A 25972-nucleotide genomic window follows, 5' to 3' on the forward strand; every position below is an offset into this window, starting at 1 on the left:
TTTAACGCGTAGGCCTACACCCGGAAATGGCTGACCATCATCTGCAACTGGTTACCCAGGCGCGCCAGTTCAATGCTCGAGGCGGCGGTTTCGTCGCTGGCGGCGGCGGTCTGTTCCGAGACGTCGCGCACGTTGACGATACTGCGGCTGATTTCCTCGGCCACCGCGCTTTGCTGCTCGGCTGCGGCGGCGATCTGCTGGTTCATCGACTGGATATTCGACACCGTGCGGGTGATGTTTTCCAGCGACAAGCCGGCCTTGCGGGTCAGTTGCACGCTGCTGTCGGTCAGGCTGCGGCTGTTGCTCATCACCGTGGCGACCTGCTGGGTGCCGTTCTGCAATGCGGCCACCAGGCCTTCGATTTCCTCGGTGGATTTCTGCGTGCGTTGCGCCAGGCCGCGGACTTCGTCGGCAACCACGGCGAAGCCACGTCCCGCTTCACCGGCCCGCGCCGCTTCAATGGCGGCGTTGAGCGCCAGCAGGTTGGTCTGCTCGGCCACGGCCTTGATCACGTCCATGACGCTGCCGATCTTGTCGCTTTCCTTCTGCAGGACGCTCATGGCCTCGGTGGAACGCACCACCTCACTGGCCAGGCGCTCGATCTGGGTGATCGCTTCGTTGACCACCCGATCACCTTCACGGGCTTCGCCATCGGCGGCCGCGGCAGCTTGCGAGGCTTGTTCGGCGTTACGCGCGACTTCCTGCACGGTGGCGGTCATCTCGTGCATCGCGGTGGCCACCTGATCGGTCTCGACCTTCTGGCTGTTGACCCCGGCGCTGGTTTCTTCGGTCACCGCCGATAGCTCCTCGGCGGCGCTGGCGATTTGGGTTACGCCATCCCGAATACCGCTGATCAGGTCGCGCAGGGTCACGCCCATGCGGGCGATGCCTTGCTGCAATACGCCAAGTTCGTCGCGACGGGTCACGCGGATGTCCTGGGTCAGGTCGCCGCTGGCAATCCGCTCGACCACTGCCAGGGTGTCGCGCAGCGGACGGGTGATCTGACGGGTGATGAGCACTGCGGCAAGTACGCCGACCAGCAAGGCCAGCAAGGTGCTGATCAGTTGCAGGGTGCGGGCCTGGGCGCTTTCGATGTCGCGACGATCGAGCTGGATCTGATACAGCGCGTCGCTGCGGGTCACGATGTCGCTGCCCTGGACGGTCATTTCCTGGCGTGCGGTGATGGCCTGGCTATTAGCTGCCTTGTAGGTCTGCAAGGCACTGCGGTAGCTGCTCAGCACCCGTTCCAGCTGGCGCAGGGCGTCGCCCTGGGTGTCGGCAAAATGCTGGTTGAGGGTTTTCAGGCTGGCAATCGCGGCGTCCAGTTGCACGGCGGCCTTCTGCTCGGTGGCCGGGTTGCTGTCGGCGGTGTAGCCGCGCACTTCGTAACGGGCCAGCAGGAACTGTTCCTTGGCCTCGGTGATCACCTGGAACTGCTCGAAACGCTGGTCGCTGAGGGGCATCTGGCGCACACGGCTGTTGATGTCGTTGATCAGGTTGTTGGCGATTTCCGCGTTGTCGCCCATGGCCTGGCGCGCACTGTTGGCAGCCAGATAGGCGCTGCGCATTTTGTTCAGCGACTGCTGGTAGGCGTCGATGACCGCGCCTTGCTCGCGGAGCAGCTTGAGGTTGTCCGGGCTCTTGAACTGCGCCAGCAGGGCCTGTTGCTGGGCCTTGAAGTCATCGAGGGAGCTTTGCACGGTCTGGGCCACGCCCTCGTCACCGTTGGCAAGCATGTACTGCAGGCGGGTAATGCGCAGCTTGGTCAGGCCCGCATTGAGGCGGGTGATGTCGCTCATCCAGTTGCTGCGGTCGATCAGCCCGCCCAGGCTGGTCCAGCCCGTCAGGGCGAGCACGCAGGTAAGGGCCAGCACCAGGCCGAAACCCAGGCCCAGCTTGAGGTTGACGCTGATGTTGGCGAACCAGCTATTCATAAACAATTCCTCCAGGAACGTTGCACTACTTAGTCGTCATTGGGCTGGAAGATTGTTTTTTTTGGGAGCCAGCAAGGGGTGTAGATGGCCTGTATCGGCCGCAGTCGCGATAGCTGAACCGATTTTTGTCACAAGCGGATCACCGCTATTCAGCGCGTTGTCGGAGGGCTTGCCTGAGATCAGGTTTTTTTCACATTCATTTCACCAACCACCCACCTGCCGGTCTTTAGTGTCCGGCGATCGATACCGAGTGGGGATCCACGATGCAACTGTTCGCGCGCCAGCGATTCTATTGGATGAACCTGGGAATCCCGTTGCTCTGTGCGGCGCTGGTGTTCCTGTTGTTCGATATGACCCAGGTCGACATAGCTTTCAGCAACCTGTTGTTCGATCCGGTCAGCCAGACTTTCCCACTCGATCACATCCGCTTGTTCGAGCAGTTCACCCACAAATGGGCGCGGATCGTGCCGAACTGGACTGCGGAAATCGCCCTGATTGGCGGGTTGTTGTCGTTTGTCTGGCCGCGTATCAATGCCGGAACATACCCGCGCTTCAGTGGATTTCTCGAGCGAAGCAAGGTGGCGCCCGTGCTGCGCTTTACCACCGAGTATCGCCGGGACTTCTGGTTCGTGGTGTTTGCCTTCGCCCTCTGCACCGGGGTGATCCACTTCCTCAAGGCACACACCAGCGTGTACTGCCCGATCGAGACCACCCTCTATGGCGGCAAGCTCGCGCATATCGAGTGGTACAGCAACTTCCAGTTGTTCAAGGAAGCGGGCGACGGCCGCTGCTGGCCTGGCGGCCATGCCTCCGGCGGCTTCACCATGCTGGCCCTGTACTTCGTGGCCCGGCGTCATCAGTGGCGCTTTTCCAAGGCCATCCTGTGGGGCTCGCTGGGGCTGGGCTTCATTTATGGCACCACACGGGTCCTGCAAGGCTGGCACTACATGTCCCACACCTTTTGGGCGGGGATCTTCGTCTGGCTGACCTGCTTGCTGACGGCGCTGGCGTTCTATGGCCGGGCGCGGCTGGATGTGCCGGTGCTGCAGAAGGTCAAGGCTGCGGACTCTGCGACGCAGGTCGAGGCAGCAGGTTGAGGTCGGTCCTGCAGCGCAGGTCACGACCTACATAGGAGATTGCCAGCGAAGGCGAGCGTGAGATCGACCTCGCTGGCAAATGAATACGCCGATAGTGACTAGAACCAGCCAGCTATTTTGCCGATGCCACCCACTAGAAAAAGCAGGCACAAAAGCACTAACCCACTCCAATGTAATACGACCAGCGTGCGCTTGAGTGGGGCGGGGAAGTTATGGATATCTTCGGCGCAAATAGCACCTTTGTTGATGTACCGACGAGGAAATGTAACGAAGCCTGCAATCCCCCCTATCAACATTAGCTGCCCCCAAGGTCCGATTCGCCGAGATCCAGACAACCTCATCACCGAGCGACTGTTTTTCAGATGCTCCAGCATGACGTCCATCTTCGCGTACGCCAGGTAGAGCGCGATGACGATCCATATAATCATCAGTAGGAGAACTACGCCGCCGAGCGAGCCAACGAAAAATGCCGACTTGCTCATTCGACTTCATCGCTGTCGTCAGCGGAGGTCTTGGCCCCGACGGTGATGTGATAGCGCTTCATGCGACGTGCGTCCTTGTTGGCTCGAAAGGACGCACGCTAGATGGTGGGGTAAAGGAAGATAAATCAGACGTTTCTTTGGCTTATGTAGGCTTTCTCTCTAAGTGATTGGCCTGCTTTGCAAAGTGATGCCTTTCGCTGAAGTCCTGAAAGGCTTACAGCTACTGGCAGTGTTACTCCCCCACAAAGTAATACGCCTGCCGGCTCACCGACATTTTCTGCAGTACCTGCAGCGGCGGCGCGGGCTCCTGGTCGCTGGCGATCAGCGCTACGTGGGAGGGAGAAGTGCCCAGGTAGGCGGTCAACTCGGCTTCTGTCTGTAGATTCCTGAGCATGCTCCGGGTGTAGAACACGGATGCCCCGGCCGTTCGTTCGTTGGCCTGGTACAGCGCCACTTGCCGCCCCTCGGCTTGGAGCGCCTGGATCTGTTGCATCAGCGGCAGGAATGACAAGCTCCGGTCTGCGCGCGGCGCGGCCCATTGGGCGGCACCCAGGTACGCCGCAATGACCAGGCTGAGCAGGCCAATGGCGATAGCCCGGCGGGAACGCGCGACCTTGCCCAGCCAATTGCTCGCAGTGGTGTGCCCGCGCAGCCGCTCCAGTAGCACGAAGGCATATTCCGCCGCAATCACCGCGGCGGCGGGTGTCATCGACATCAGGTACACCGTGCGTTTGCTCGACGCCAGTGTGAGCATCAGGAACTGCGCCAACAGCCACAGGGTGAAGAACAGCAGGTAGCGGTTGCTCGCCAGGCTTTTGCGAAAGTGCCACAGCCCCAGGTAGACCAGGATGTTCCACGGCAGGAAGGCTTCTGGCAGTTTGCCCAGGTAGTAGTAGAACGGCTCGTAGTGGCCGGCCTCGACGAACGAGCCATTAAAACGCCCGACGCTGTTGGTCAGCAGCACCTCGGCCAGGGCCGATGCGCCGCCGCGCTGGTAGAGCATGCACAGCCAGATCAGCAGCGGAATCAGCCCGAACACGGTCATCAGTGCCGGGCGTACCCAGCGCGCCGGTGTGAAGCGCTTGTCGATCAAGCTCTCGGCCAGCAGGAAGGCAAAGATCACCACCCCCGGCATCGCCAGGCCGAGCACGCCCTTGCTCAACGTGGCGATGGCGATGCCGAGCGCGAACACCATCCAGCTGGCCTTGGCACTCTGCCGGGCAGCCTGTTGTCGATGGGCCTGATAGAAGGCCAGCAACGCCAGGCTGACCCCCAGGCTCAGCAGTGCATCTTCACCGACTCCGCGCACATTGCCCCAGTAACTGCCCATGGTGGCCAGCATGATCCCGGCGCTGAAGGCGATCGCCTTGGGTCGGCCAAAGCGGCGCAGCGCCCCATACAGCAGCATCACGCTGAACAACCCGGCAAAGGCCGACGCCAGGCGCACCGCCCAGGGCGTGCCGCCGAATGTGCGAATCGCTGCCGCATCAAGCCACAGGCTCAGGGGAGGTTTTTCCAGAAAAGCTTGGTCGAGCAGGCGGGGGGTCACCCAGTCATTGTCCAGGTGCATCTGCATGGCAATTCCGGCGACCCGGGCTTCGGTGGAGCCTTGCAGTTGGTGATTGCCCAGGGCGAAGAAAAACAGCAGGGCGGCGAGCAGGAATAACAACGGAGCTGGGCGCGTCATGTGCTGGGGGCCACCGAAGGAAAGAGCGGGGAGGAGGGCGGCAAAGTATAGGGCGGCGAATCTGAACAATGAGTGAACGGCGTGTGACAGATGGTGCATTGCAGGGCGATTGAGCCGATGTGCGGATTGGCTGGCTATAACGGTCGAGAATACTTGACGCAGGCTTTTCTATTTTCGGGTAATGGCATGCGAGGGTAGCATCAAGCCACTTCGTAGCGGACTGCCCCTCAAGCTGCAGACCGTCGACCTAAATTAGAAAAAGAAAATCCTGAAGGAGCCTGTATGTCCATGTCCAGCCCCGCGACGCGAGCGGATTTTGAGTACCTTGACCGTCTTGATGCCTTGGGCGCCTCGCGTGAGCGTTTCGATTTGCCGGAGGGCGAGATCTACCTCGATGGCAATTCGCTGGGCGCGATGCCGGCACACATTCCCGCGCGCATCGAGAAAGTCCTCAAGCAGGAATGGGCCCAGGGCCTGATTCGTTCCTGGAACGATGCCAACTGGTACCCGGCCCCGCAGCGCACCGGCGCGAAAATCGCCGCCTTGATTGGTGCCCAGGGGCACGAGGTGATCGTTGCCGACTCGACCTCGATCAACCTGTTCAAAGTGCTGGTGGCGGCGACTCGCCTGCGTCCTGGGCGCAGTGTGATCCTGGCGGAGAAGGGCAATTTTCCCACCGACGTGTACATCGCCGATGGCGTGGCCGAACTGACCGGCAGCCAACTGCGCTGCGTCGAGCCGGACGAGATTCTCGATGCCCTTGATGAAGACGTGGCGATCGTGTCCCTGACCCACGTCAACTTCAAATCCGGCAAGCGCTACGACATGGCGCGCATTACCGAGCGGGCCCATGCGGTTGGCGCGCTGGTGGTCTGGGACCTGTGCCATTCGGCCGGTGCCATGCCGATTGCACTCAATGGGGTGAACGCCGACTTCGCCGTGGGCTGTGGCTACAAATACCTCAACGGCGGGCCTGGCGCGCCGGCCTTCGTGTTTGTTGCCGAACGCCACATCCCGCATATCCGCCAGCCGCTCACGGGCTGGCACGGGCACGCCAAGCCGTTCGATTTCGACCATCACTTCCGCCCCCACCCGACCATCGACCGGATGCTCACCGGCACCGCGCCCCAACTCGGCGTGCTGGCGCTGGAGGCCGCACTGGAGGTGTTCGATGGCGTCGACCTGAACCTGCTGCGCGAGAAAAGCGTGGCCCTGGGCGATCTGTTCATCCAGCTGTGCGATGAGCAACTGGCGGGCCTGGGCATCGAGTTGCGCTCACCGCGCAACGGCGAAGAACGCGGTAGCCAGGTGTCGCTGGCGCATGAGCAAGCCTATGCGGTGATGCAGGCGCTGATCGCCCGGGGCATCGTTGGCGACTTCCGCGCGCCGGACATCCTGCGCTTCGGGTTTGCCCCGCTGTACATCCGCTATGTCGATGTCTGGGACAGCGTGGTCGCCCTGCGTGCAATTCTCGAACAACAAGAATGGGATCGCCCGGAGTTCCTGGCCCGCAAGTCAGTGACCTGAGTTCCTCCCACCGATTCGGAGCAAACGTGCAATGACAAAAACAACCAGCACCTTCGAACACTTGATAGACCGCGAAAAAGGCTTGAAGCAGAGCCTTACCAGCGGCCAGTTGTCGATGATCGCCATTGGTGGCGCCATCGGCACCGGCCTGTTCCTGGGCAGCGGTTTTGCCATCGGCTTTGCCGGCCCCAGCGTCCTGGTCAGCTATGGCATCGGTGCCTTGATCGCCCTGTTGCTGATGGGCTGCCTGGCGGAGATGACCGTGCGCCATCCGACCTCGGGGTCGTTCGGTTCCTTTGCCGAGTTCTACGTGGCGCCCTGGTTTGGCTTCGCGATCCGCTACGCCTACTGGTCGTCGATCGTGTTTGCGGTCGGGACCGAGATCACGGCGGCGGCGATGTACATGAAGTACTGGTACCCGGACGTGCCGGGTGGCTACTGGATGGTCGCGTTCTCCATGGCGCTGATCGTCGCCAACGCCTTCAGCGTCAAGGTATTTGGGGCCATCGAGTACCTGTTCTCGCTGATCAAGCTCTGCGCCATCGTGGTGTTCATCCTGCTGGGCGCCTATGTGGTGTACGGCGCGCCGGCCGAGTCCTCGATCGGCTTTGCCAACTACAGCAACGACCGGGGCTTTTTCCCCAATGGCTGGTGGGGCACCTGGGTGGCGGTGATCGTCGCGTTCTTCAGCTACCTGAGTATCGAGATGATCGCGGTGGCGGCCGGCGAGGCCAAGGACCCGCAGCGTGCAGTGACCCGCGCGTTCCGGATTACCGTGGTGCGCCTGGTGGTGTTCTACCTGCTGACCATCGCCCTGGTCCTGGCGATTGTGCCCTGGGGCCAGAACAGCGGCGGCCAGAGCCCGTTTGTCACGGTGATGGCGGCCACTGGTGTGCCTTATGCCGGCGCGGTGTTCAACGCGGTGATCCTGATTGCCGCCCTGTCGGCCATGAACAGTCAGCTGTACATCACCACGCGCTTGATGTTCAGCCTGTCGCGGGCCGGCCAGGCACCGGCGGTGTTCGGTCGCCTCAACAGCAAAGGGGTGCCGCTGTCAGCGCTGCTGCTGTCGTCGGTGGGAATTGGCCTGGCAACGCTGCTGTACCTGGCCTACCCGGAAAAAGCCTTCACCCTGATGATGTCGATCGCCATGTTCGGTGCGATGTTCACCTGGGCCGGGATCTTCCTCACGCACCTGTTCTTCCGCCGCCGCCAGGCCGGTCAACCCTTGGCCTTCAAGCTCTGGGGGTACCCATGGACCAGCCTGGGCGGGTTGCTGCTGATGCTGGCGGTGATGGTCACCACGTTGTTCACCGAAGAGTTTGCCCCGACCTTGCTGTGTGGCATTCCGTTCCTGGCGGTGATCCTGTTGATCTACTTCCTGCGCTTCCGGCAAAAGGCCGTGCACCCGACAGACGCGCCCAAGCCCTTGCCACTGCAACGTTGAGTGGCGCTGCCTGACCAGGGACGGTCCGGCGTTTTCTAAATCCGAAAACATGAGGGCCAGACACAGTCCTTGTGGGAGCGGTCTTGCCCGCCATGAGGTCGGCACATCCAACGTCACGGTTGGATGACACACCGCTATCGCGGGCAAGCCCGCTCCCACAGGTTGTGTGTTTAGCGGCCCACCTTTCACACGGAGTTGTCATGAATCACGCCAGAACCACCGTTCTGTTGTTGGCCTGCGCCTGCGCGATGACTTCGTTCGCCGCAGAACCGGCGCGCGGATTTATCGCCGACAGCAGCGCGCAATTGTTGCTGCGCAACTCCTACTTCAACCGCAGCAAGGAGGACGGCCGCCGCGATGCCCGCGACTGGACGCAAGGCGTGCTTGGCCAGTTCAACTCCGGATTCACCGAGGGCACGCTGGGGGTGGGCGTGGATGCCTTCGCCTACCTGGGCTTGAAACTCGATGCCCCGGCGGACAAGTCCGGTACCGGCAACCTGCCGGTGCACGATGACGGCGAGCCGGCCGACAGCTACGGCAAGGCCGGTGCGGCGCTGAAGCTGCGGTTGTCCGACAGCGTGCTCAAGTACGGTGAGCAGCGTCCGGAAACCCCGGTGTTTGGCGTCAGTCACTTTCGCATCGTGCCGCAGACCGCCACGGGCCTGTCGCTGATCAGCCGTGAAGTGGAGGCGCTGGAGGTCCAGGCCGGGCACTTCACCTCCGGCACCAGCCCGGTGACCACCAATGCTGATGGCGACCTGTGGGCAGTGATGGCCGGGGTCACCACACCGGCGGCGGACTACCTGGGCGGCACCTACCAACTGACGCCGGGGTTGAGCGCCACGTTGTACGGCTCGCGCTTCAAGGATATCTGGAACCAGTACTACGCCAACCTCGACGCACGCATCGACCTCGACTCGCACAACCAGCTCGGCCTGGGCCTGACGGCCTACCGCACCCTGGACGAGGGGCGGGCCAAGGCGGGCGAGATCAATAACACCAGCCTGGGCCTCTCGACGTTCTGGCGCAGCGGTGGTCATCGCTGGTTGCTGGGGCTGCAGAAGATCGACGGCGATACCCCCTTCGATTACCTCGGTGTCGGCGACAAGGACCGCCACGGCCGCAACGGCAACGACCAGGGGGCCTCGATCCTGTTGCCCAACGCGGCGCAATTCGCCGACTTCAACGGCCCGCAGGAGCGTTCCTGGCAACTGCGTTACGACCTCGCGCTGGCTACTTACGGCGTGCCCGGCCTGAGTTTCATGAGTCGCTATGTGCGCGGTTGGGGCATTGATGGCAGCCACATCGCCGCCAACAGTCCCTACGCCGGGCGTTATGGCGACGACGGCCAGCATCACGAAATCAACCTGGAACTGCGCTACGTGGTCCAGTCCGGTCCGGCCAAGGGCTTGAGTGTGCGGGCTCGACAGGCCTGGCACCGGGCCGATCGCGACCAGGGCTCGGGCGACCTGGATGACTTTCGCCTGATCACCGATTACCCGATCGACATTTTGTAGACCCCCTGTACTGCCCACCCGGGCAACACCACTGGAGTGAATAATGAAAACAATGCGACTCCCCAGCACTTGCCGTGTGCCTTTTTTGACCAGCGCGCTGAGCGCCTGCGTGATGCTGGGCCTGTGCACCAGTGTCCAGGCGGACAGCTCGAAACCGGTCAATATCAGCGACCCATTCGTCAAACAGCAGACGGCCCTGTCGGTGGACAAGATCCCACCGATGCCGGCCCCGGGCAGTTATGGCATGGACAAGACGACGGGCAAGTTCACCCACCCGGTGGCCACGCCGTTCAGCCATGAAGGTGAACCGTTCGCTGGCGAGCTGGATTACTGGGACACCAAAAGTTATATCAAGAACATGACCGTCGAGGCCTATTACCCGATCACGGTCGAGCCGTTCCACACCTGGCAGAACATCGTCGACTTCGACGGCAAGCGCTACCTCTACCAGTACGTGCGCCGCAACCTGAAGATCTTCGATATCACCCACCCCAAAGACGTGAAGCTGGTGTTCACCAAGGGCTCGACCTGGGGCGCGGACGGCCCGGGCAAGGAAGAAAACCCCTATGCCGCGGACGATATGTTCGGCGCGGCGTCGGTGCAGTGGAACAAGAAACTGGGCAAGTACATCATGGTCCAGTCCTTCGAGGTTCGCCGTTTTGGCGTGTTGAGCGACAAGTACCGCGAACCGGACAAAGTCGAGGCCATCCGCAAGTCCAAGCACCTCAAAGGCTTCAAGGTCTACGAGATGAATGGCCCGTTGCCGGACGACTGGAAACTGATCGCTACCCGCACCACCGACATCGAACACCCGGATGCGCCGATCGGCGAGCAGCAGGGCTCCGGTGTGCGTGATATTCCCGCCTACTTCGGGGGTGACGTGATGTACGTGGCCGCCGCACCTAGCGACAAGTACGCACTGACTGAATACCCCAACGACCTGTACAACGCCGGCTACCAGTCCTGGGATATGTCCGACCCGAGCAACCCCAAGCTCCTGGACATGCTGACCATTCCCGGCCAGATCGTCGGTGACCCGCAGCACGAAGCCGTGTTCAAGGCCAACCCACGCGCCGGTAACCGTGCGTCCTGGATGGGCGCGCGCATGTCGTTGTTCATTCCGAAAACCGTCGAGCAGGGTGGTAAATACGGCTACGCCGCCATGGGCGGGATGGGGCTCTACGTGGTCGACATCACCCAGGCCGACAACATGAAAGTGGTCGGTCACCTGGAGTTCCCGGTGAGCGTGGCCGGTACCGAAGGCGACAACATCGACGTCTCGCAAGTGGAGAAGACCGGGATCATCTACTTCAGTGGCTACCCACTGTCGGAAGATTGCTTCGAGGCGAAGAAGGATATCTTCGCGGTGGACGTCAGCAACCCGCAGAAGCCGGCGATCCAGTACGTGCTGCCGCGTCCGACGCCACCGGCCGACGCCGCGTTCACCGACTACTGCCAGCGCAAGGGCAGCTTCGGGCCCAAGCGTTCCGGTTACTACACCCAGCCTGGTGTCGCGCGCGAGGGCATCCTGCCGTACGCCTTCTACAACGCCGGGGTCCAGGTGTTCGATGTGCGTGAGCCGGGCAAACCGACCATCGGTGCCTACTTCGTGCCGCCGTTCGATACCAAGAACGTGGCCAGCTACGCCATGGGCAACCTGACCCACGGCACCTACACCGAGTACGACCGCAACCTGATCTGGGTCTTCACCAACCACGGCTTCTACGCCCTGTCGACGCCGTTGCTCGGCAAGCCGAATTTCGAGGCCCCGAGCAAACCCTGGCCAGCCCGGGACTGAAAACCAGACAACTCACCATAAAAACAAATAAGCAAAGCCTGGCGGTGGTTCGACAACGAACCACCGGCCAGCGCTTGTGCAGTGTCCGGAGTTTTTCATGCGCAAACTATTGCTCGCCCTTCCGTTGATGAGTGGCGCTTGCTATGCGGAGTTCAAGGTGTCCGGGGTGGTCGACCTGACGTACGAAGTGGCGCGCTCGGGAGGCGACACCGTGGATCGGCTGACGGGGGCGGGCTTGAGCTCCAACCGTATCCAGTTCAAGTATTTCCAGGAAGTGACGGACGACATCAAGCTCAACGCCGTCTATGAAGCCATGTACAACCCCCACTCCGATGACTCGACGGGTAAGCGCGAAGTCTATTACCAGGTGATCTCCGAGCGCTGGGGGACCCTCAGCGCCGGTCGCCAGGACACCCCCTCGGCCAACAGCTACGGCTATGCCGACCCCCTCTATGGCAACGACTACAGCCTGGTCAACAACGTCCAGGTGTTCTATGCACCGTGGCGTGAAGACGACTCGCTGATGTACATCAGCCCGCGCTACGAGGGTTATCAGTTTCGTGGCATGGCGACCCTGGGCGAGAACGATGGCAGTCGCGACGGCGTGGTCTACAGCACCAGCATCGACTACTGGGCCGACAGCCCCTGGTATTTTGCCGCCGCGGTGGATCGTAAGTACCAACGCAATCTGTGGGACAAGCACACCATGGAGCAGGCGACCGATGCCTACTTCACCGTGGTCTACAGCATGGGCACCACGGACCTGACGGCGGTCTATCACCGTTATGTCGGTTACTACGCCTACGCACCGTGGGTGGACTTCGAGTCCAACGGCAGCGACCTGCAACTGGGGATTCGCCACAACTTCTGGGACACCCAGAACATTGCCGCCAGCGTGGTCTACAAGGACGACCGCAAGAACCAAGCCTTGAGCGACGCCACTGGCATCAACCTGGCGTACATCTACAACTTCAACAAGCAGACCGACCTGTATGCGGTGTACGGCTACGTGCATCACAACCGCGACTCGGACGTGCGTTACCCGGTGAGCTGGAACCTGGAAAGCCCGTTGCGCAACGAGAACCCGGAGGGATTGCAGATGGGGGTGCGCTACAAGTTTTAAGCCAGGTTGAAAGCAGGCGCCGAAAGGCGCCTTTTTTTGTGCCTGGACAACCTGCGAGCGACCACGATCCCGGTGGGAGCGAGCCTGCTCGCGATGGGGCCGGCACATTCAACATCGATGCTGCCTGACCCACCGCTATCGCGAGCAGGCTCGCTCCTACACAGGACTGGTGGGTGCCTGCAAGATGCATGGGCACCCAAAATCCCAAGGAGCGAGCCTGATCGCGATGAGGCCGGCACATTCAACATCGATGCTGCCTGACCCACCGCCATCGCGAGCAGGCTGCTCCGACAGGTTTGGTGGGGGTAGGCAAAATCTGTGGGCAGCTGAAAAACACTGTGTGGGGGGCATGTAAAAGCCCCGCGGCAATCGCTTGCGGCGGGGCTGGGTGCCGCGTTGGGTCAGAGCCCGAAGAACGCCTGGGCGTTGCTCCCCAGGATCTGCGCCTTGGTCGCCTGATCCAGCTCAGGATGCTCGATAACCCCGGCACCAATGCTCTGCTCCCCGAGGGGGAACGGGGCGTCGGAGCCGAGCATTACCCGGTCGCTGCCCATCACGTCCACCAGCAACTTCAGCGAGCGCGGATCGAATACGGCGGAGTCGACGAAGAAGCGTTTGACGTAGCTCGACGGCAGGTTCGGGCAGTCTTCGCGGACGATGTCGCGGTGTTGCCAGGCATTGTCCACACGCCCCAGCAGGAAGGCGAAGCCGCCACCGCCGTGGGCAAAGCACAGGCGCAGTGAAGGCGGAATGCGTTCGAAGGCACCCGAGAGGATCAGCGACAGAATCCCCAGCTGGGTTTCCGCTGGCATCGCCACCAGCCACGGCAGCATCCACTTGCGCATGCGCTCGCCGCCCATCATGTCCCACGGGTGGACCAGCACCGGGATATCGTCCTCGGCACAGTGGGTGAAAAACCTCACCAGGCCTTCGTGGTCCAGATCCTGATTGCCGACGTGGTTGCCGATCTGCACACCGACATGGCCGGCCGCCTTGGCCCGGCTGGCTTCCCGGCAGGCGGCGTCGATGTCCTGCAGCGGCACCTGGGCCAGGACCTTGAGCCGGTCCGGGGCCACGGCGGTCATTTCCAGGGCGCGGTCGTTCATCAGTTGCGCCCAGGGCAGGGCACGCTCGATCGGCGCATCGTAGGCGAACAACACCGGCGTGGCGCACATGATCTGCACGTCCAGGCCCTGTTCGTCGAGGTGCTCGATGCGCCGGTGCATGTCCCACAGCACGTCGTGCACCGGACGGAACGGCTGGTCGCCGACCATGATCTGCCCAGTGCGTCCGCTGGTGTGCAACCATGGCCCGCGGTCGGCGCTCAGGCGTGCAGCCTCGGCCTGGCTGATGGTGGGGAAAAAGTGCGAATGCATGTCGATTTTCATGGGCGTTTCACCGCTTCGAGGGTGCGGTGCCAGGTTTGCCAATCGCGACCGGGGTGGATCTCACCGCACCCCTGGCAACGTCGTTCGGCGTCGCTGGTGGCGTAGAACTGTTCATAGACCGGCGGCAGGTCGTTGACGATGCTTTGCAATTGCAACTCATAGCGTTTGACCAGGGTGCCGCAATGGGCGCAGGACCACTGCAGGGCATCGAACTGTCCTTCTGGACGGGACTTTTCGATCACCAGGCACAGGCTGCCCGGTTCCGGGCGCTGGGGAGAATGGATCACGTGCGGGGCCATCAGGTACATGTCGCCTTCGCGCAAATCGATGCGCTCGTACTGGCCGCGGTCCCAGATGTTCAGGTAGGCATTGCCCTTGAACTGGTAGAAGAACTCCTCGACCGGGTCATCGTGGAAGTCGGTGCGCTGGTTGGGGCCACCGACCACCGTGACCATGGTGTCGCTGTCTTTCCACAGTTGGCGATTGCCCACCGGTGGCTTGAGCAGGTGGGCGTATTCTTCGATCCAGCGATTGAAGTTCAGGGGTGGACTGAAGTGATGCTTGTCCATCTTGTTGTCCTTAAGCGTTGAGGGGGGCGTAGGCCACGGCTTTGATTTCGATGCGCAAGTGCGGGTGGGGCAGTTGGTGCACGGCCACAGTGGTACGGGTCGGGCCGGTTTCGTCGAAGTACTGCGCGTAGACCTGGTTGTAACCGTCGAAGTCGTTCATGTCGACGAGAAAACTGCTGAGTTCGACCAGGTCCGCGAGGCCCGCGCCTTCGCTGTTGAGGATGTCGCGGATGTTCTCGATCACGGCGCGGGTCTGCGCGCGAATATCCAGGCGGGTGGTGCCCAGGGCATCGACTTCCACGCCCTCGAAACTGTTGTCGGGACGCCGCGAGCTGGTGCCGGAGACGTAGAGGAAATCACCGGCGCGCTTGATGTGGGGAAAACGTCCGCGTGGCGTCGCCTTGCCGGCGACCACGGTCGATCGATTGAGGCTCATTGTCCTGCTCCTGGGTGGTTGGCAACGCTGAAGCAGCATTCGCCGAAACCGGCGATTTGCACGCTGACATGGGCGCCCGGGCTCAGGGCTTCGGCGGCGGTGGCGGCACCGGCCATGATCAGGCTGCCGGCGGGCAGGGCGATCTCGGCCTTGGCCAGCAACTGCGAGGCCTGCACCAGGCTGCGCAGCGGGTGGCCGAGGATCGCGGCCGTGGAGCCGGCCTGGACCACCCGGCCATTGATGCGCATCAGCACCCCGGCGTTGTCCAGGCCGGCGAAGTCGCGGGACCAGGCGCCGACCACCAGCCCGGCGGAGGAGCAGTTGTCGGCGACCACGTCTTCGAGGCTGAACTTGAAGGCCTGGTAGCGCGAGTCGATGATCTCGATCGCCGGTGCCACGGCTTCCAGGTAGTCGACCGCTTCCAGTGCGGTCAAGGGGCGGTCGATGGTGCGCCGGGTGAGAAAGCACACCTCGGGTTCGGCCCGTGGATGGATGTAGCGCTGCAGGTCGACGACGCCGCCGTCTTCTTCGAGCATGGCGTCGGTGAGCCAGCCCCAGATCAGGCTGTCGACGCCCATCTGGATCATCTTCGCCCGGCTGGTGAAGCCCAGCTTGAGGCCGATCTGGCGCTCGCCGCCAGCGTAGCGATGGTGCATCGATGCCCGCTGGATCTGGTAGGCCTCATCGAGGCTGAACGGCGTGTGGGTACTGAACTGCGCCACGGCTTCGGCTTTGCGTGCTGCCTGGTCCAGGGCCTTGGCGATGTAGGCGATGTCGGTGGTCATGGGTGTTGCTCCAAGGGCGAACATGCCCGGTTCTCCTGTGGGAGCGAGCTTGCTCGCGATGGCGATGTGTCAGGCAACGGTGATGTCGACTGGCACTCAGTCATCGCGAGCAAGCTCGCTCCCACATTTGGTTGTGTGGGGTCAGTGGGGTTAGCGTTTGAGCAGGTCCAGGGCGACGTCGACGATCATGTCTTCCTGGCCGCCGACCATGCGTCGCTTGCCCAGTTCGACGAGGATGTCCACCGCCTTGATGCCGTACTTCTGCGCGGCGATTTCCGCGTGGCGCAAGAAGCTGGAGTACACGCCGGCATACCCCAAGGCCAGGGATTCGCGGTCGACCCGCACCGGACGGTCTTGCAGCGGGCGGACGATGTCATCGGCGGCGTCCATCAAGGTGTAGAGGTCGGTGCCGTGGTTCCAGCCCAGGCGGTCGGCGGCGGCGATGAACACTTCCAGCGGCGCGTTGCCGGCACCGGCGCCCATGCCCGCGAGGCTGGCGTCGATGCGGTCGCAGCCTTCCTCGACCGCGACAATCGAGTTGGCCACCCCCAGCGCCAGGTTGTGGTGGGCGTGCATGCCGGTCTGGGTCTCGGGCTTGAGCATCGCCTTGAAGGCGCGCAAACGATCGCGCACATCCTGCATGCTCATCGCTCCACCGGAGTCGGCCATGTACACGCACGTGGCGCCGTAGCTTTCCATCAGTTTGGCTTGGGCGGCAAGCTGCTCGGCAGGGATCATGTGGCTCATCATCAAGAACCCCACGGTGTCCATGCCCAGCGCGCGGGCGTACTCGATGTGCTGTCGGGAGACATCCGCCTCGGTGCAATGGGTGGCGATGCGCACCACCCGTGCCCCGGCGTTGTAGGCCGCTTTCAAGTCGTGGACCGTGCCGATCCCGGGCAACAACAAGGTAGTGATCTTGGCGTGGCTGATCACATCCGCCGCCGCTTCGATCCACTCAAGGTCGGTGTGGGCGGCGAAACCATAGTTGAAGCTCGACCCTTGCAGGCCATCGCCGTGGGCCACTTCGATGGCGTCGACGCGGGCCTTGTCCAGGGCGCGGGCGATGTCCTGCACGTTCTGGATCGAGTACTGGTGACGAATCGCATGGCTGCCGTCGCGCAGGGTCACATCGCAGGTGTAGAGCTTTTTACCGGGGTTGAAGGTCATCGCAAGGCTCCTCAGGCGTTGAGCATCGACTGCGCCATGCGCTCGGCGGTGGCCAAGGCAGCGGAGGTCATGATGTCGAGATTGCCGGCGTAGGCGGGCAAGTAATGGGCGGCGCCTTCGACCTCAAGGAACACCGAGGTCTTGAGCCCCGAGAAGCTGCCCAGGCCCGGAATGTGCAGCGGCGCCTGCTCGGGGATCACGTCGAACTGGATTGTTTGCTTGAGGCGATAGCCCGGCACATAGGCCTGCACCGCGGCCGCCATTTCTTCGATGGAGGCTTGGACCTGGGCTTGATCGGCAGCCTCCGACAGCACGAACACGGTGTCGCGCATGATCAAGGGTGGCTCGGCCGGGTTCATCACGATGATCGCCTTGCCCTTGCCGGCGCCGCCGAGGACTTCGATGGCCTTGGAGGTGGTCTCGGTGAACTCGTCGATGTTGGCCCGGGTGCCGGGTCCGGCGGACTTGCTGGCGATGGAGGCGACGATCTCGGCGTAATGCACCTTGGCGATGCGCGACACGGCGGCCACCATCGGGATGGTCGCTTGGCCGCCGCAGGTGACCATGTTGACGTTGAGCTGGTGCAGATTCTGCTCGAGGTTGACCACTGGCACGCAGTACGGGCCAATCGCCGCAGGCGTCAGGTCGATCAGGCGGATGCCGGGCTTGATGGCCCGCAGGTACGCGTCGTTGGCGACATGGGCGCCGGCCGAGGTGGCATCGAAGACGAAGTCGATGTCCTGGAATACCTCCATTCGCGCCAGGCCTTCAACCCCTTCGTGGGTGGTCGCCACGCCCATGCGTGCGGCACGGGCCAGGCCGTCGGAGGCCGGGTCGATGCCGACCATCACGGCCATTTCCAGGTGCCGGGCGTTGCGCAGGACCTTGATCATCAGGTCGGTGCCGATGTTGCCGGAGCCGATGATGGCGACCTTCAGTTTGTCAGTCATGGCCAGCGCTCCGTTCAAAGGCGGCGGTGACGCTGCCCAGGCCCTGGATATGGGCAGTAAACACATTGCCCGGTTGGGCCGCGACCATCGGCCCGAGGGCGCCGGTCAGGAGGATGTCGCCAGCGCGCAACGGTGCGCCGAACCGGACCATGGTGTCGGCCAGCCACAGCGCCGCGTTCAACGGGTTGCCCAGGCACGCCGCACCGGCGCCCACCGATACCGGCTCGCCGCCCAGGGTCATGTTCATGCCGCAGCGCACCAGGTCCAGTTGCGCCAGTTGTACCGGGCGACTGCCGAGCACGAACAGGCCCGAGGAGGCGTTGTCGGCGATGGTGTCGACCAGCCGGATGTCCCACTGGGCGATACGGCTGCCCACCACTTCGATGGCCGGCAGGGCGAAGGCGGTGGCGCGGATCAGGTCGGCCATGGTGTGGCGCTCGTGGCACAGGTCGTGTTCCAGCACCAGGGCGATTTCCGCCTCGACTTTGGGCTGCTGGGTGTCACTCCAGGCGATCGGCTGATCGTCGCCGCGGGCCATGCTGGCGAACAGTTGACCGAAGTCCGGCTGATCGACCCCCAGTTGCTGCTGGACCGCGTAGGAGGTCAGGCCGATCTTGCGCCCGACCGGACGTTGCCCGGCAGTAATGGCGGCCTGGGTGTTGTGGTGTTGCACGGCGTAGGCGAGGGCGACCGGGTCTGCCGTGGGATCCGCGGCGAGGGCGCTGGCGATTAGTTCGCGAACCGGCGGGCAGGGTTGCCCGTCGCGTTCGGCCTGGCGCAGCCGGTTGGCCGCTTCGATGAGAGCTGCATGCATGGACGAGACTCCGGGGCTCAAGGGTTGACGCAGATGGTGGTGATTTGCGAGTAGAAATCCAGGGAGTGGCGTCCCCCTTCACGGCCCAGCCCGGACAGGCGAGTGCCGCCAAACGGGGTGCGCAGGTCGCGCAGGAACCAGGTGTTGACCCAGACCATGCCGACCTCGAAACGCCGTGAAAGCCGGTGCGCGCGCTTCAGGTCACGGGTCCAGAGGGCGGTGGCGAGGCCATAGGCCGAGTCGTTGACCCGTTGCACCACTTCTTCATCGCGGTCGAACGGGGCGATATGGCATACCGGGCCGAACACTTCTTCGCGCACGCAACGGGCGTCGTCACTGAGATCAGTCCAGATGGTCGGTTGCACGTAGGCGCCGTTGTCGCGCTCGTCGCCGAAGTGCGGCACGCCGCCGCCCGTGACCAGGGTCGCGCCTTCGCTGCGGGCCAGTTCGAAGTAGCCCAGGACCTTGTCGCGGTGCTTGTGGGAAATCAACGAGCCCATGTTCACCCCGTCTTCATCCGGGTAGCCGATCTTCAGCGCCTCGGCCCCGGCTTTCATGGCGGCAACGAAGCGTTCGTAGATCGGCCGCTCCACATACACCCGCTCCGAGCACAGGCAGACCTGGCCTGAGTTGGTGAAGCTGGAGCGCAGGACGCCGGCCACTGCCGCGTCAAAATCGCAGTCGGCAAACACCACCGCGGCGTTCTTGCCACCCAGTTCGAACGACACGTCCCGGATGCCTTCGGCGGCGACTTTCATGATGGTTTCGCCGGTGCGCGACTCACCGGTAAAGGTGATGGCGTCGACGTCCGGGTGGCGGGTCAGGAATTCACCGGCCGAGCCCGGGCCGAAGCCGTGTACCAGGTTGAACACACCCGCCGGCAACCCGACTTCGTGCATCACCTCGGCCAGCAAGGTGGCGGTGGAAGGGGAGTCCTCGGAGGGCTTGATCACCACCGAGTTGCCGCAGGCCAGGGCCGGGGCGACTTTCCAGGTCATCAGCAACATCGGCAGGTTCCACGGCGAGATGATCGCCACCACGCCATGGGGCTTGCGTACCGAGTAGCTGAAGACGTCGTTGCCATCGGCGGCGCGCATCTCGAAGCACTCGCTGCCGGCCTGGTTGATCAGTTCGGCGAAGGTGCGGAAGTTGTGAATACCCCGGGCGATGTCCAGGGTCCGCGCCTGCTGCACCGGACGCCCGGTGTCGGCCACTTCGGCGGCGACAAAGTCTTCGAAGCGGCGTTCGATGGCATCGGCGATACGCTGCAACACGGCGGCACGCTGGCTCGCGCTGTAGTCGCCCCAGGGCCCGTGCTGCGCAGCCTTGGCCGCCGCGACGGCACGCGCGACCAGGGCCTCGTCGGCTTCGCAGACCTGGCTGAGGGTCCGGCCATCGATGGGCGACACATTGGGGAAGGTCTGCTCGCTGGCGACGAATTCGCCCGAGATGTAATTACGCAGCAACTGCAGGGGTGCAGACACATCAACCTCCGGAAAACGTGGGTAGTCGGAGGGAGTGTAGGGAGGGTGGCTATTAGTGAATAATAAAAAGGTCGCGCCTTGATATGTCGATCTGGAATACCAGGTGAGCTGCCGAAGGTTGCGATCTTTCCGAATTTCCCTATGGGAGTTGATCCGACTCGCTACGCGCTTGGTTCAGGCATTCGCGGAACAGCCGTGCTGCCGGCCCCAGGGCGCGGGTGTTGGAGAAGAAGCAGCCGATATCGCCAAACTGCAACGGCGCGCCGAGGTCGAAGGCCTTGAGCAGGCCGGCGCTGACAAACTGCTGCGACGCCTCGTAGGGCATCAGTGCCACGGTCTGCTGGTCCTGCATCAGGGTGATGTTGGTGAGGATCGACAGCGACTCGACCACGTTGCCCGGGGTACTCAGGTTGGCGTCGGCGAACAGCTTGTCGGCGGTGCGGCGCAGCAGGGAATCGCGGGTCGGCAGCACCCACGGGTAGGCGTGCAGATCGGCGAGGCTGACCGGTGCCTGACCCTGCAGTGGATGCTTGGCCCCGGCCACCACACTCAATTGCTCGGCATACAGCACCTCGACGTCGAGCATCGGCGACTCGTTGCGCCAGCGCCAGTCATCAGGTACCCGGCCCACCACCAGGTCCACTTCGCCCACGGCCAGCGCCGGGAACAACTGGTCCATCTGCCCGACCCGCAACGACACCAGCACCCCCGGTGCCTGTTGCTTGAGCAACTGCATGGCCCGGGGCAACAACGAGGTGGACGCGGAAATCAGCGTCCCGACCATCACGTGCCCCGAGGTGCCTTCCTGGAAGGCATTGACCTCGTCGGTCAGCGAGCGCAGTTCGGCCAGCAACGACTTGGCCCGGCGCACCACCAACTCACCCAGTTCGGTGGCGCTGACCCCACGATTGCCACGAATCAGCAGCGGCGCGTCGAAGTACGATTCCAGCTCGTGAATGATCTTGGTCACCGCCGGCTGAGTCAGATTCAGCGCCTGCGCAGCCCGGACCAGCGAGCCGCTTTGCAGCACCTGGTCGAACACCACCAACTGGTAGAACTTGAGCTTGCGCGCAACGGAAATGGTGGTGAACTTCATGCAGAGCCTCGGGAGTCGCGTGGGTTCGACGGGGCGCTATAGGTATCACACTTCCGGTGTTTTCAGCAGCGGGGGAGGCTTTACGGGAGATGGTCGGCGGCGAAGTCCGCTTCCGAGCGGGCCAGCAGGCGGCCCTTGCGGCAGGCCTGTTGGAAGCGCTCGAAGTCGCGCTCGTTCTGGTCCGAGTAGGCCAGGGCGTACTGGTACAGGGCGTCGGCCAGGGTATCGCTCTTGCCGATGTAGCCACTGATCAACGCTGCCTGCCCCGAGGCCTTGGCATGGGCGCGGGCCAGCGCCCGGCCGCAGGTGCGCGCGTAGGCGGCGAAGGTTTCGTCATCGAAGGTTTCCAGCTCCGCCGAGACCTTCATGTCCCGTAGTTGGCGCACGTAAAAATGCCGGCCATGGGGGCCAGTGGTCCAACCCAGGAACAGGTCGCTGGCCGACTGCATCAAGCGTTGTCCCTCCACCACCCGCTGGCCGTTGTGGCGGGCGCGGGATTTGCTTTTGACATAGTCGGCGAGCACCGAGCGTCGGGCTTCCTTGATCTGCAGGAACAGCGGGCGCTCCTGATTGTCAGTCATCAGTGCGACCATGCAACGGGTGCCGACGCTGCCCACGCCAACGACCTTGAAGGCCAGGTCCTGCACCTGGAAACGCGCCAGCAACTCCCGGCGATCACCGGCCAGGGTGCTGCGATAATCGCGCATCAGGGTGTCATACAGCGGCCGCCAATCGGCCAGGCGCAACCAGGCGTCGTCGGCGTCGAGCAACGTGGTGGTGTTGTGCAAGTGGAAGATTTCCGGCAGATCGTCGCGAATCAGCAACCGGCCCTGGTTATCCCGCTCACAGATTTTCGGCAGCAACTCGGCATGGGTACGGCGCTCGGCTTTTTCCATGGCTCGCTGCACGTGTTCCAGGGTGTTGTCCGAGCGCGCCTGTCGCAGCAGATCGTCGTAGGTAATCGAGTCGTACCAGATTTCCAGGGCGCTCTGCTCGGCACACACCGCCATGCTCTGCTGGTAGGCGCCGATCAACTGGCGACAGACATTCTCCTCCACCGTCGCCCCATGGCGCAGGTCCCGCGCAGCAATCAGAAAACTCGCCACCAAGCGCTTGAGATCCCACTCCCAAGGGCCCGGATGGACCTCGTCGAAGTCATTGACGCTGAACAACAGATTGCGCTCCGGGGTGGCAAAACCGCCGAAGTTCATCAAGTGACAATCGCCACAGATCGTTGAACGCAAACCCATGTCCGGCGTGCGGGACAGGTCGTGGGCCTGCAGCAAGGCGTTGCCCCGGTAGAAAGTGAACGGCGACACCAGCATGCGCCCGTAACGCAAAGCCACCAACGACTGCACCCGGCCCTCACTGGAAGCCCTGATCAACGGAATCGGATCGCGCTCGCTCTGCTGGTGCTGCGCCTGGGAACTGCGCGGGCAGTGCTTGCGCGCATCCTTGCCTTGTTTGAGACGGTCTTTGACGGTGGTCATGGAGTCCCTTGCGAAATGGTTTGTGCTGGCGAGCGCTGGTTCAAACGCTAGCAGGAATCCAGGGCTTGGCCAGCCGCCAGGGTTGCTGCGCGGTGGCAAATCTTTTTGTCCTGCGCCGTCGATTTGCACAGCGGCCGTTCGACTACTTGTCAGGTCACCCAATCCAAAGGAGCAACCGCCATGCGATTCATGATCATCATCAAAGCCAGCCAGGATTCCGAAGCCGGCAAAATGCCCAGCGAAGCACTGCTGACCGAGATGGGCAATTACAACGAAGAACTGCTCAAGGCCGGGATCCTCCTCGCCGGCGAAGGCCTGCACCCCAGCAGCAAAGGCGCACGGGTGCGCTTTAGGGGGGACACGCACACGGTCATCGATGGGCCGTTTGCCGAGACCAAGGAGTTGATTGCCGGGTATTGGCTGTGGCAGGTGAAGTCGAAAGAGGAGGCGGTTGAATGGGTTAAGCGCTGTCCGAATCCGATGCCGGGTACTGAGGCTGAGATAGAGATTCGGCAGGTGTTTGAGATGGAGGATTTTGGGGCGGAGTTGACGCAGGAGTTGCGGGAGCAGGAGGAGCGGGTATTTGGGGATGGGCGGGAGGGGGGGAGGAAGTGTTGAGGTATTCACGCGGTAAACGCCGCGCTTAGGGGCTTGGCCGCAAGTTTGAGAAAAGTACTGATGCATCAGCCAAATGGCCACGATCGAGCATCAGCCCCCAAAGATAATGGTTGTTCGCCCTGTTACGTGTTGAAACCCTGGTGCACTTTGGCGACGATAGGAGTTTTCCTACAACCTACGGCGACGAAGGGCGTGACTCGTGGCGATAAAAGCGGTTTCGAAGGAACGAATAGGCAAAGCTTTGCTGGAATTTGACCGTGAATACCGAAGTAAGAGCGAGTGGCAGGACTGGGAAAATAATCTGGCCCACCGTTATGCCGTTAACGTCGGCGGTGAGCTGTATCCTGCGAAGAAAATAGTCTCCCTGGCTACCGGCATTGCTGTAGGAGAGTTCTCCGGTGGTCGTCCGACCAACAGCTTCCTAGAGAAGCGAGGCTTCACGATTGTGGAGCTACCGCGAGGGGAGGGTGAGCCAGAGTTACAGTTCACGCCGGAAGCTGTATACGACCGCAAAACTGAGATCAACGGACTGTTCGGCGGAAGCCAGCAGAGCGGCATTGCAGCGTCCGCTACCCACCCCGCGATTTTTTTGTTTACAGGTGATAGCGGCGAGCAATACGGGTATGCCGACCACTGGGAAGGGGGCGCTTACTTTTACACGGGGGAGGGGCAACGCGGGCCGATGACCTTGACCCGCGGCAACCGGGCCATTGCCGAGCATGCTGTGGACGGCCGCGCGCTGTACTTGTTCAAGTCTCTCGGTAAAGGGAATGGCTACGCCTACATGGGCGAGTTTTCATGCGCCGACATGTTTACGAGAACCCAACCGGATGTGGACGGTCAGGATCGTGCTGCGCTTGTTTTTCGGTTGGTGCCTTCGGGTATTTCTAGTGGGACCATTGAGGCCGAAGTGGAGGACGAGGCTGACCTTCCCGACTCTCTGGCGGCCGCTCGATTGGCTGCGTTGGCTGCATGTAAGCCCGGCAGCGATGAGGTAGGCCAATCTGCGCCACGTAAGATTTACCAACGAAGCCGAAAGGTCGCCCACTATGTTCTGATGCGCGCCCAAGGGGAGTGCGAAAGCTGTGAGAAGCCGGCGCCATTCATAAAAAAGGACGGCACACCCTACTTAGAGCCACATCATGTAAACCGGCTCTCGGATGGCGGGTTAGATCACCCACGTTATGTGGGGGCTGTGTGCCCGAGTTGTCATCGTGAGATCCACTCTGGGGTGCACGGGGCATCTGTGAATGAGCGGCTGAAGCAGCGGTTGGAAGTAATTGAAGGCTGACTGACTCGTAGTGCCAAGCGAATTTGGCGACTGACGCCGCAACTGTCGTCGCCCTAGCCAAGACCCTCCGTGCTTATGGAATTCCAGGCACAAAAAAAGACGTCCGTGGACGTCTTTTTTCGTTGAGTTGGTGGGCCGGGGTAATCTGAACAGGAAATATAATTATATGATTTTATTGTAGAAAATCTGGTTAGATTATTTCATGGAATACCGTTTGGAATACCAGCCTCTGATCTAACGCTTCCGGAGAATCTGACCAAGGTGCAACCCTGTCTCTGCTTCGTTGAGAATGAACCTCTCTAGGATTTTCGTCCTGGATAGGCGAGATCTGAATGCGCGGGCTAACGTGCACCACGCCATGCGTTACCTAGTCAAGAATGATCAGCATCTGCGGCTCAAACCAGTAGGTGCTCGTTGCCTACGAAAGGGACAGGTAAAGAAGGGGGTAAGCCGGCGCTTGTGATGCTGGTGGAGCTCAGGCCTGCCGATGGTTAAGGCTCTGGCCATGACTCAAGGCTGATATGGGCGCTGCGGGATGGTAGAAAGTAGAGCGCTGCCGATAGCACTACCAGTCGGTGTACGAACTGAATCGGCCAGAACTCAGCAAGGGCCGTACTCTTGATGAATGCCTGCATCATTTCCTTCATCAACGCCTGGCAGGTAAGCACAAGAACCTGTCAGTAGTTGATCGTGCGCAAGGGTTGGCACCGGCACCGTTTTGGTTTGATGTGGATGCGGTTGAACATCCGAACTCGCCAGCCTGGCCCTCAGTCACGCGCTGCATTCCGATAATGCAGTCAGTGTCGGGCTGCTGCTGCACCTCGCTAGCCCACGAAGGCGTTTGCCGAATAGCAACTGGAGCGGATCTCCTGCTTGGGCTCGATTTCGCGCTCAATTTCCATACAATCCAAAAATCGATAAAAGTTGTTTTTTATTGAAAAATTTGAGTTTGACTAACAAAATGTCGCACCAAGAAAAGCGTCGCGTTACTCTCGGGGTTTCGCGAGAAGACAAATTGCTAGGGGGCACAGCCATGATCCGCTGCCACCTCGCCCGCATGATGGGCGAGCACAAGATGCGTATTGCTGATGTTGCCAGAGAAACAGGGCTAAGCCGCGCCACGGTAACCCTGCTCTACAAAGAAACAGCGCAGAAAGTGGATCTGGAAGCCATTGAGAGGCTGTGCCTGCTGTTTGAATGCCAAATAGGCGATCTGTTTGAGCTGACACAAACATAGATGGCGCTGCCGCCAAGGCTCCAGATCACAAG

The 25972-nt window shown here is 62.1% G+C and carries 22 protein-coding genes and 1 pseudogene; 9 read left to right on the top strand and 14 right to left on the bottom strand.

The window, feature by feature from the left end:
- Positions 1-14: 14 nt before the first annotated feature.
- On the bottom strand, positions 15-878 hold the full coding sequence (locus tag QMK50_RS27405; protein WP_401129984.1) for a methyl-accepting chemotaxis protein: 864 nt from the start codon (positions 876-878) through the stop codon (positions 15-17).
- A 42-nt stretch (positions 879-920) separates the two neighbouring features.
- Positions 921-1934, bottom strand: a pseudogene (locus QMK50_RS27410) (methyl-accepting chemotaxis protein); the annotation flags it as partial.
- 263 nt (positions 1935-2197) lie between these two features.
- Between QMK50_RS27410 and QMK50_RS17480 the strand changes: the two are divergent.
- Positions 2198-3031 (top strand): phosphatase PAP2 family protein, encoded by an 834-nt coding sequence (locus QMK50_RS17480; RefSeq protein WP_320333604.1) that lies wholly within the window; start codon positions 2198-2200, stop codon positions 3029-3031.
- 98 nt (positions 3032-3129) lie between these two features.
- Here QMK50_RS17480 and QMK50_RS17485 read toward each other — a convergent pair whose 3' ends face one another.
- Positions 3130-3513: a hypothetical protein gene (locus QMK50_RS17485; RefSeq protein ID WP_320333605.1), complete on the bottom strand. Its 384-nt coding sequence runs from the start codon at positions 3511-3513 to the stop codon at positions 3130-3132.
- Positions 3514-3745: 232 nt separating this feature from the next.
- Positions 3746-5200, bottom strand: coding sequence for an ArnT family glycosyltransferase (locus QMK50_RS17490; RefSeq protein WP_320333606.1), 1455 nt, complete (start codon positions 5198-5200; stop codon positions 3746-3748).
- Positions 5201-5482: 282 nt separating this feature from the next.
- On the opposite strand from QMK50_RS17490, the gene kynU reads away from it, so the two are divergent.
- The 5 genes from kynU to QMK50_RS17515 all read left to right on the top strand — a co-directional run bounded on the left by kynU (position 5483) and on the right by QMK50_RS17515 (position 12612).
- Positions 5483-6727: a kynureninase gene (gene kynU, locus QMK50_RS17495; RefSeq protein ID WP_095169518.1), complete on the top strand. Its 1245-nt coding sequence runs from the start codon at positions 5483-5485 to the stop codon at positions 6725-6727.
- 31 nt (positions 6728-6758) lie between these two features.
- A complete protein-coding gene (locus tag QMK50_RS17500; RefSeq protein ID WP_320333607.1) occupies positions 6759-8174 on the top strand; it encodes an amino acid permease in 1416 nt (471 codons plus the stop codon).
- A 200-nt stretch (positions 8175-8374) separates the two neighbouring features.
- Positions 8375-9691: an OprD family porin gene (locus tag QMK50_RS17505; RefSeq protein WP_320333608.1), complete on the top strand. Its 1317-nt coding sequence runs from the start codon at positions 8375-8377 to the stop codon at positions 9689-9691.
- 76 nt (positions 9692-9767) lie between these two features.
- The gene (locus tag QMK50_RS17510) at positions 9768-11489 is read left to right on the top strand and encodes a hypothetical protein (RefSeq protein ID WP_320333609.1); all 1722 of its coding nucleotides are present in this window, start codon (positions 9768-9770) and stop codon (positions 11487-11489) included.
- 97 nt (positions 11490-11586) lie between these two features.
- Positions 11587-12612, top strand: a complete 1026-nt coding sequence (locus QMK50_RS17515) for a porin (protein ID WP_095169514.1) — start codon at positions 11587-11589, stop codon at positions 12610-12612.
- 401 nt (positions 12613-13013) lie between these two features.
- Here the strand turns inward: QMK50_RS17515 and QMK50_RS17520 are convergent, their stop codons facing one another.
- The 10 genes from QMK50_RS17520 to QMK50_RS17565 all read right to left on the bottom strand — a co-directional run bounded on the left by QMK50_RS17520 (position 13014) and on the right by QMK50_RS17565 (position 22794).
- Positions 13014-14000, bottom strand: coding sequence for an amidohydrolase family protein (locus tag QMK50_RS17520; protein ID WP_095169513.1), 987 nt, complete (start codon positions 13998-14000; stop codon positions 13014-13016).
- Positions 13997-14569 carry a 3-hydroxyanthranilate 3,4-dioxygenase gene (locus QMK50_RS17525; protein ID WP_095169512.1) on the bottom strand — a complete coding sequence of 191 codons (573 nt, stop codon included), beginning with the start codon at positions 14567-14569 and terminating at the stop codon, positions 13997-13999. The genes QMK50_RS17520 and QMK50_RS17525 overlap by 4 nt, the downstream gene beginning before the upstream one ends.
- A gap of 10 nt (positions 14570-14579) precedes the next feature.
- Complete coding sequence (locus QMK50_RS17530; RefSeq protein WP_095169511.1) at positions 14580-15005, bottom strand: RidA family protein; 426 nt, start codon at positions 15003-15005, stop codon at positions 14580-14582.
- The gene (locus QMK50_RS17535; protein ID WP_320334527.1) at positions 15002-15790 is read right to left on the bottom strand and encodes a 2-keto-4-pentenoate hydratase; all 789 of its coding nucleotides are present in this window, start codon (positions 15788-15790) and stop codon (positions 15002-15004) included. The genes QMK50_RS17530 and QMK50_RS17535 overlap by 4 nt, the downstream gene beginning before the upstream one ends.
- Positions 15791-15940: 150 nt before the next feature.
- Positions 15941-16960 (bottom strand): 4-hydroxy-2-oxovalerate aldolase, encoded by a 1020-nt coding sequence (gene dmpG / locus QMK50_RS17540; RefSeq protein WP_320333610.1) that lies wholly within the window; start codon positions 16958-16960, stop codon positions 15941-15943.
- Between the two features lie 11 nt (positions 16961-16971).
- The gene (locus tag QMK50_RS17545) at positions 16972-17910 is read right to left on the bottom strand and encodes an acetaldehyde dehydrogenase (acetylating) (protein WP_320333611.1); all 939 of its coding nucleotides are present in this window, start codon (positions 17908-17910) and stop codon (positions 16972-16974) included.
- Entirely contained in the window at positions 17903-18724 is an 822-nt protein-coding gene (locus tag QMK50_RS17550; RefSeq protein WP_320333612.1) for a fumarylacetoacetate hydrolase family protein, read from the bottom strand. The genes QMK50_RS17545 and QMK50_RS17550 overlap by 8 nt, the downstream gene beginning before the upstream one ends.
- Positions 18725-18741: 17 nt before the next feature.
- Positions 18742-20196, bottom strand: coding sequence for a 2-hydroxymuconic semialdehyde dehydrogenase (locus QMK50_RS17555; RefSeq protein WP_218274103.1), 1455 nt, complete (start codon positions 20194-20196; stop codon positions 18742-18744).
- Positions 20197-20347: 151 nt separating this feature from the next.
- Positions 20348-21304: a LysR substrate-binding domain-containing protein gene (locus QMK50_RS17560; RefSeq protein WP_320333613.1), complete on the bottom strand. Its 957-nt coding sequence runs from the start codon at positions 21302-21304 to the stop codon at positions 20348-20350.
- A gap of 80 nt (positions 21305-21384) precedes the next feature.
- Positions 21385-22794 (bottom strand): DUF2252 domain-containing protein, encoded by a 1410-nt coding sequence (locus QMK50_RS17565; RefSeq protein ID WP_320333614.1) that lies wholly within the window; start codon positions 22792-22794, stop codon positions 21385-21387.
- Positions 22795-22974: 180 nt separating this feature from the next.
- Between QMK50_RS17565 and QMK50_RS17570 the strand changes: the two genes are divergently transcribed.
- The 3 genes from QMK50_RS17570 to QMK50_RS17580 all read left to right on the top strand — a co-directional run bounded on the left by QMK50_RS17570 (position 22975) and on the right by QMK50_RS17580 (position 25940).
- Entirely contained in the window at positions 22975-23412 is a 438-nt protein-coding gene (locus QMK50_RS17570) for a YciI family protein (protein ID WP_320333615.1), read from the top strand.
- A gap of 199 nt (positions 23413-23611) precedes the next feature.
- Complete coding sequence (locus QMK50_RS17575) at positions 23612-24703, top strand: HNH endonuclease signature motif containing protein (protein ID WP_320333616.1); 1092 nt, start codon at positions 23612-23614, stop codon at positions 24701-24703.
- 1033 nt (positions 24704-25736) lie between these two features.
- Positions 25737-25940, top strand: a complete 204-nt coding sequence (locus tag QMK50_RS17580; RefSeq protein WP_095962098.1) for a helix-turn-helix domain-containing protein — start codon at positions 25737-25739, stop codon at positions 25938-25940.
- Positions 25941-25972: the final 32 nt, after the last annotated feature.

The sequence above is a fragment of the Pseudomonas sp. P5_152 genome, assembly GCF_033989915.1.
Lineage (GTDB): Bacteria > Pseudomonadota > Gammaproteobacteria > Pseudomonadales > Pseudomonadaceae > Aquipseudomonas.

Coding starts and splice junctions, on each gene's coding strand:
- QMK50_RS27405 (WP_401129984.1), bottom strand. CDS start 878: ATGGGCGTGACCCTGCGCGACCTGATCAGCGGTATTCGGGATGGCGTA.
- QMK50_RS17480 (WP_320333604.1), top strand. CDS start 2,198: ATGCAACTGTTCGCGCGCCAGCGATTCTATTGGATGAACCTGGGAATC.
- QMK50_RS17485 (WP_320333605.1), bottom strand. CDS start 3,513: ATGAGCAAGTCGGCATTTTTCGTTGGCTCGCTCGGCGGCGTAGTTCTC.
- QMK50_RS17490 (WP_320333606.1), bottom strand. CDS start 5,200: ATGACGCGCCCAGCTCCGTTGTTATTCCTGCTCGCCGCCCTGCTGTTT.
- kynU (WP_095169518.1), top strand. CDS start 5,483: ATGTCCATGTCCAGCCCCGCGACGCGAGCGGATTTTGAGTACCTTGAC.
- QMK50_RS17500 (WP_320333607.1), top strand. CDS start 6,759: ATGACAAAAACAACCAGCACCTTCGAACACTTGATAGACCGCGAAAAA.
- QMK50_RS17505 (WP_320333608.1), top strand. CDS start 8,375: ATGAATCACGCCAGAACCACCGTTCTGTTGTTGGCCTGCGCCTGCGCG.
- QMK50_RS17515 (WP_095169514.1), top strand. CDS start 11,587: ATGCGCAAACTATTGCTCGCCCTTCCGTTGATGAGTGGCGCTTGCTAT.
- QMK50_RS17520 (WP_095169513.1), bottom strand. CDS start 14,000: ATGAAAATCGACATGCATTCGCACTTTTTCCCCACCATCAGCCAGGCC.
- QMK50_RS17525 (WP_095169512.1), bottom strand. CDS start 14,569: ATGGACAAGCATCACTTCAGTCCACCCCTGAACTTCAATCGCTGGATC.
- QMK50_RS17530 (WP_095169511.1), bottom strand. CDS start 15,005: ATGAGCCTCAATCGATCGACCGTGGTCGCCGGCAAGGCGACGCCACGC.
- QMK50_RS17535 (WP_320334527.1), bottom strand. CDS start 15,790: ATGACCACCGACATCGCCTACATCGCCAAGGCCCTGGACCAGGCAGCA.
- dmpG (WP_320333610.1), bottom strand. CDS start 16,960: ATGACCTTCAACCCCGGTAAAAAGCTCTACACCTGCGATGTGACCCTG.
- QMK50_RS17545 (WP_320333611.1), bottom strand. CDS start 17,910: ATGACTGACAAACTGAAGGTCGCCATCATCGGCTCCGGCAACATCGGC.
- QMK50_RS17550 (WP_320333612.1), bottom strand. CDS start 18,724: ATGCATGCAGCTCTCATCGAAGCGGCCAACCGGCTGCGCCAGGCCGAA.
- QMK50_RS17560 (WP_320333613.1), bottom strand. CDS start 21,304: ATGAAGTTCACCACCATTTCCGTTGCGCGCAAGCTCAAGTTCTACCAG.
- QMK50_RS17565 (WP_320333614.1), bottom strand. CDS start 22,794: ATGACCACCGTCAAAGACCGTCTCAAACAAGGCAAGGATGCGCGCAAG.
- QMK50_RS17570 (WP_320333615.1), top strand. CDS start 22,975: ATGCGATTCATGATCATCATCAAAGCCAGCCAGGATTCCGAAGCCGGC.
- QMK50_RS17580 (WP_095962098.1), top strand. CDS start 25,737: ATGATCCGCTGCCACCTCGCCCGCATGATGGGCGAGCACAAGATGCGT.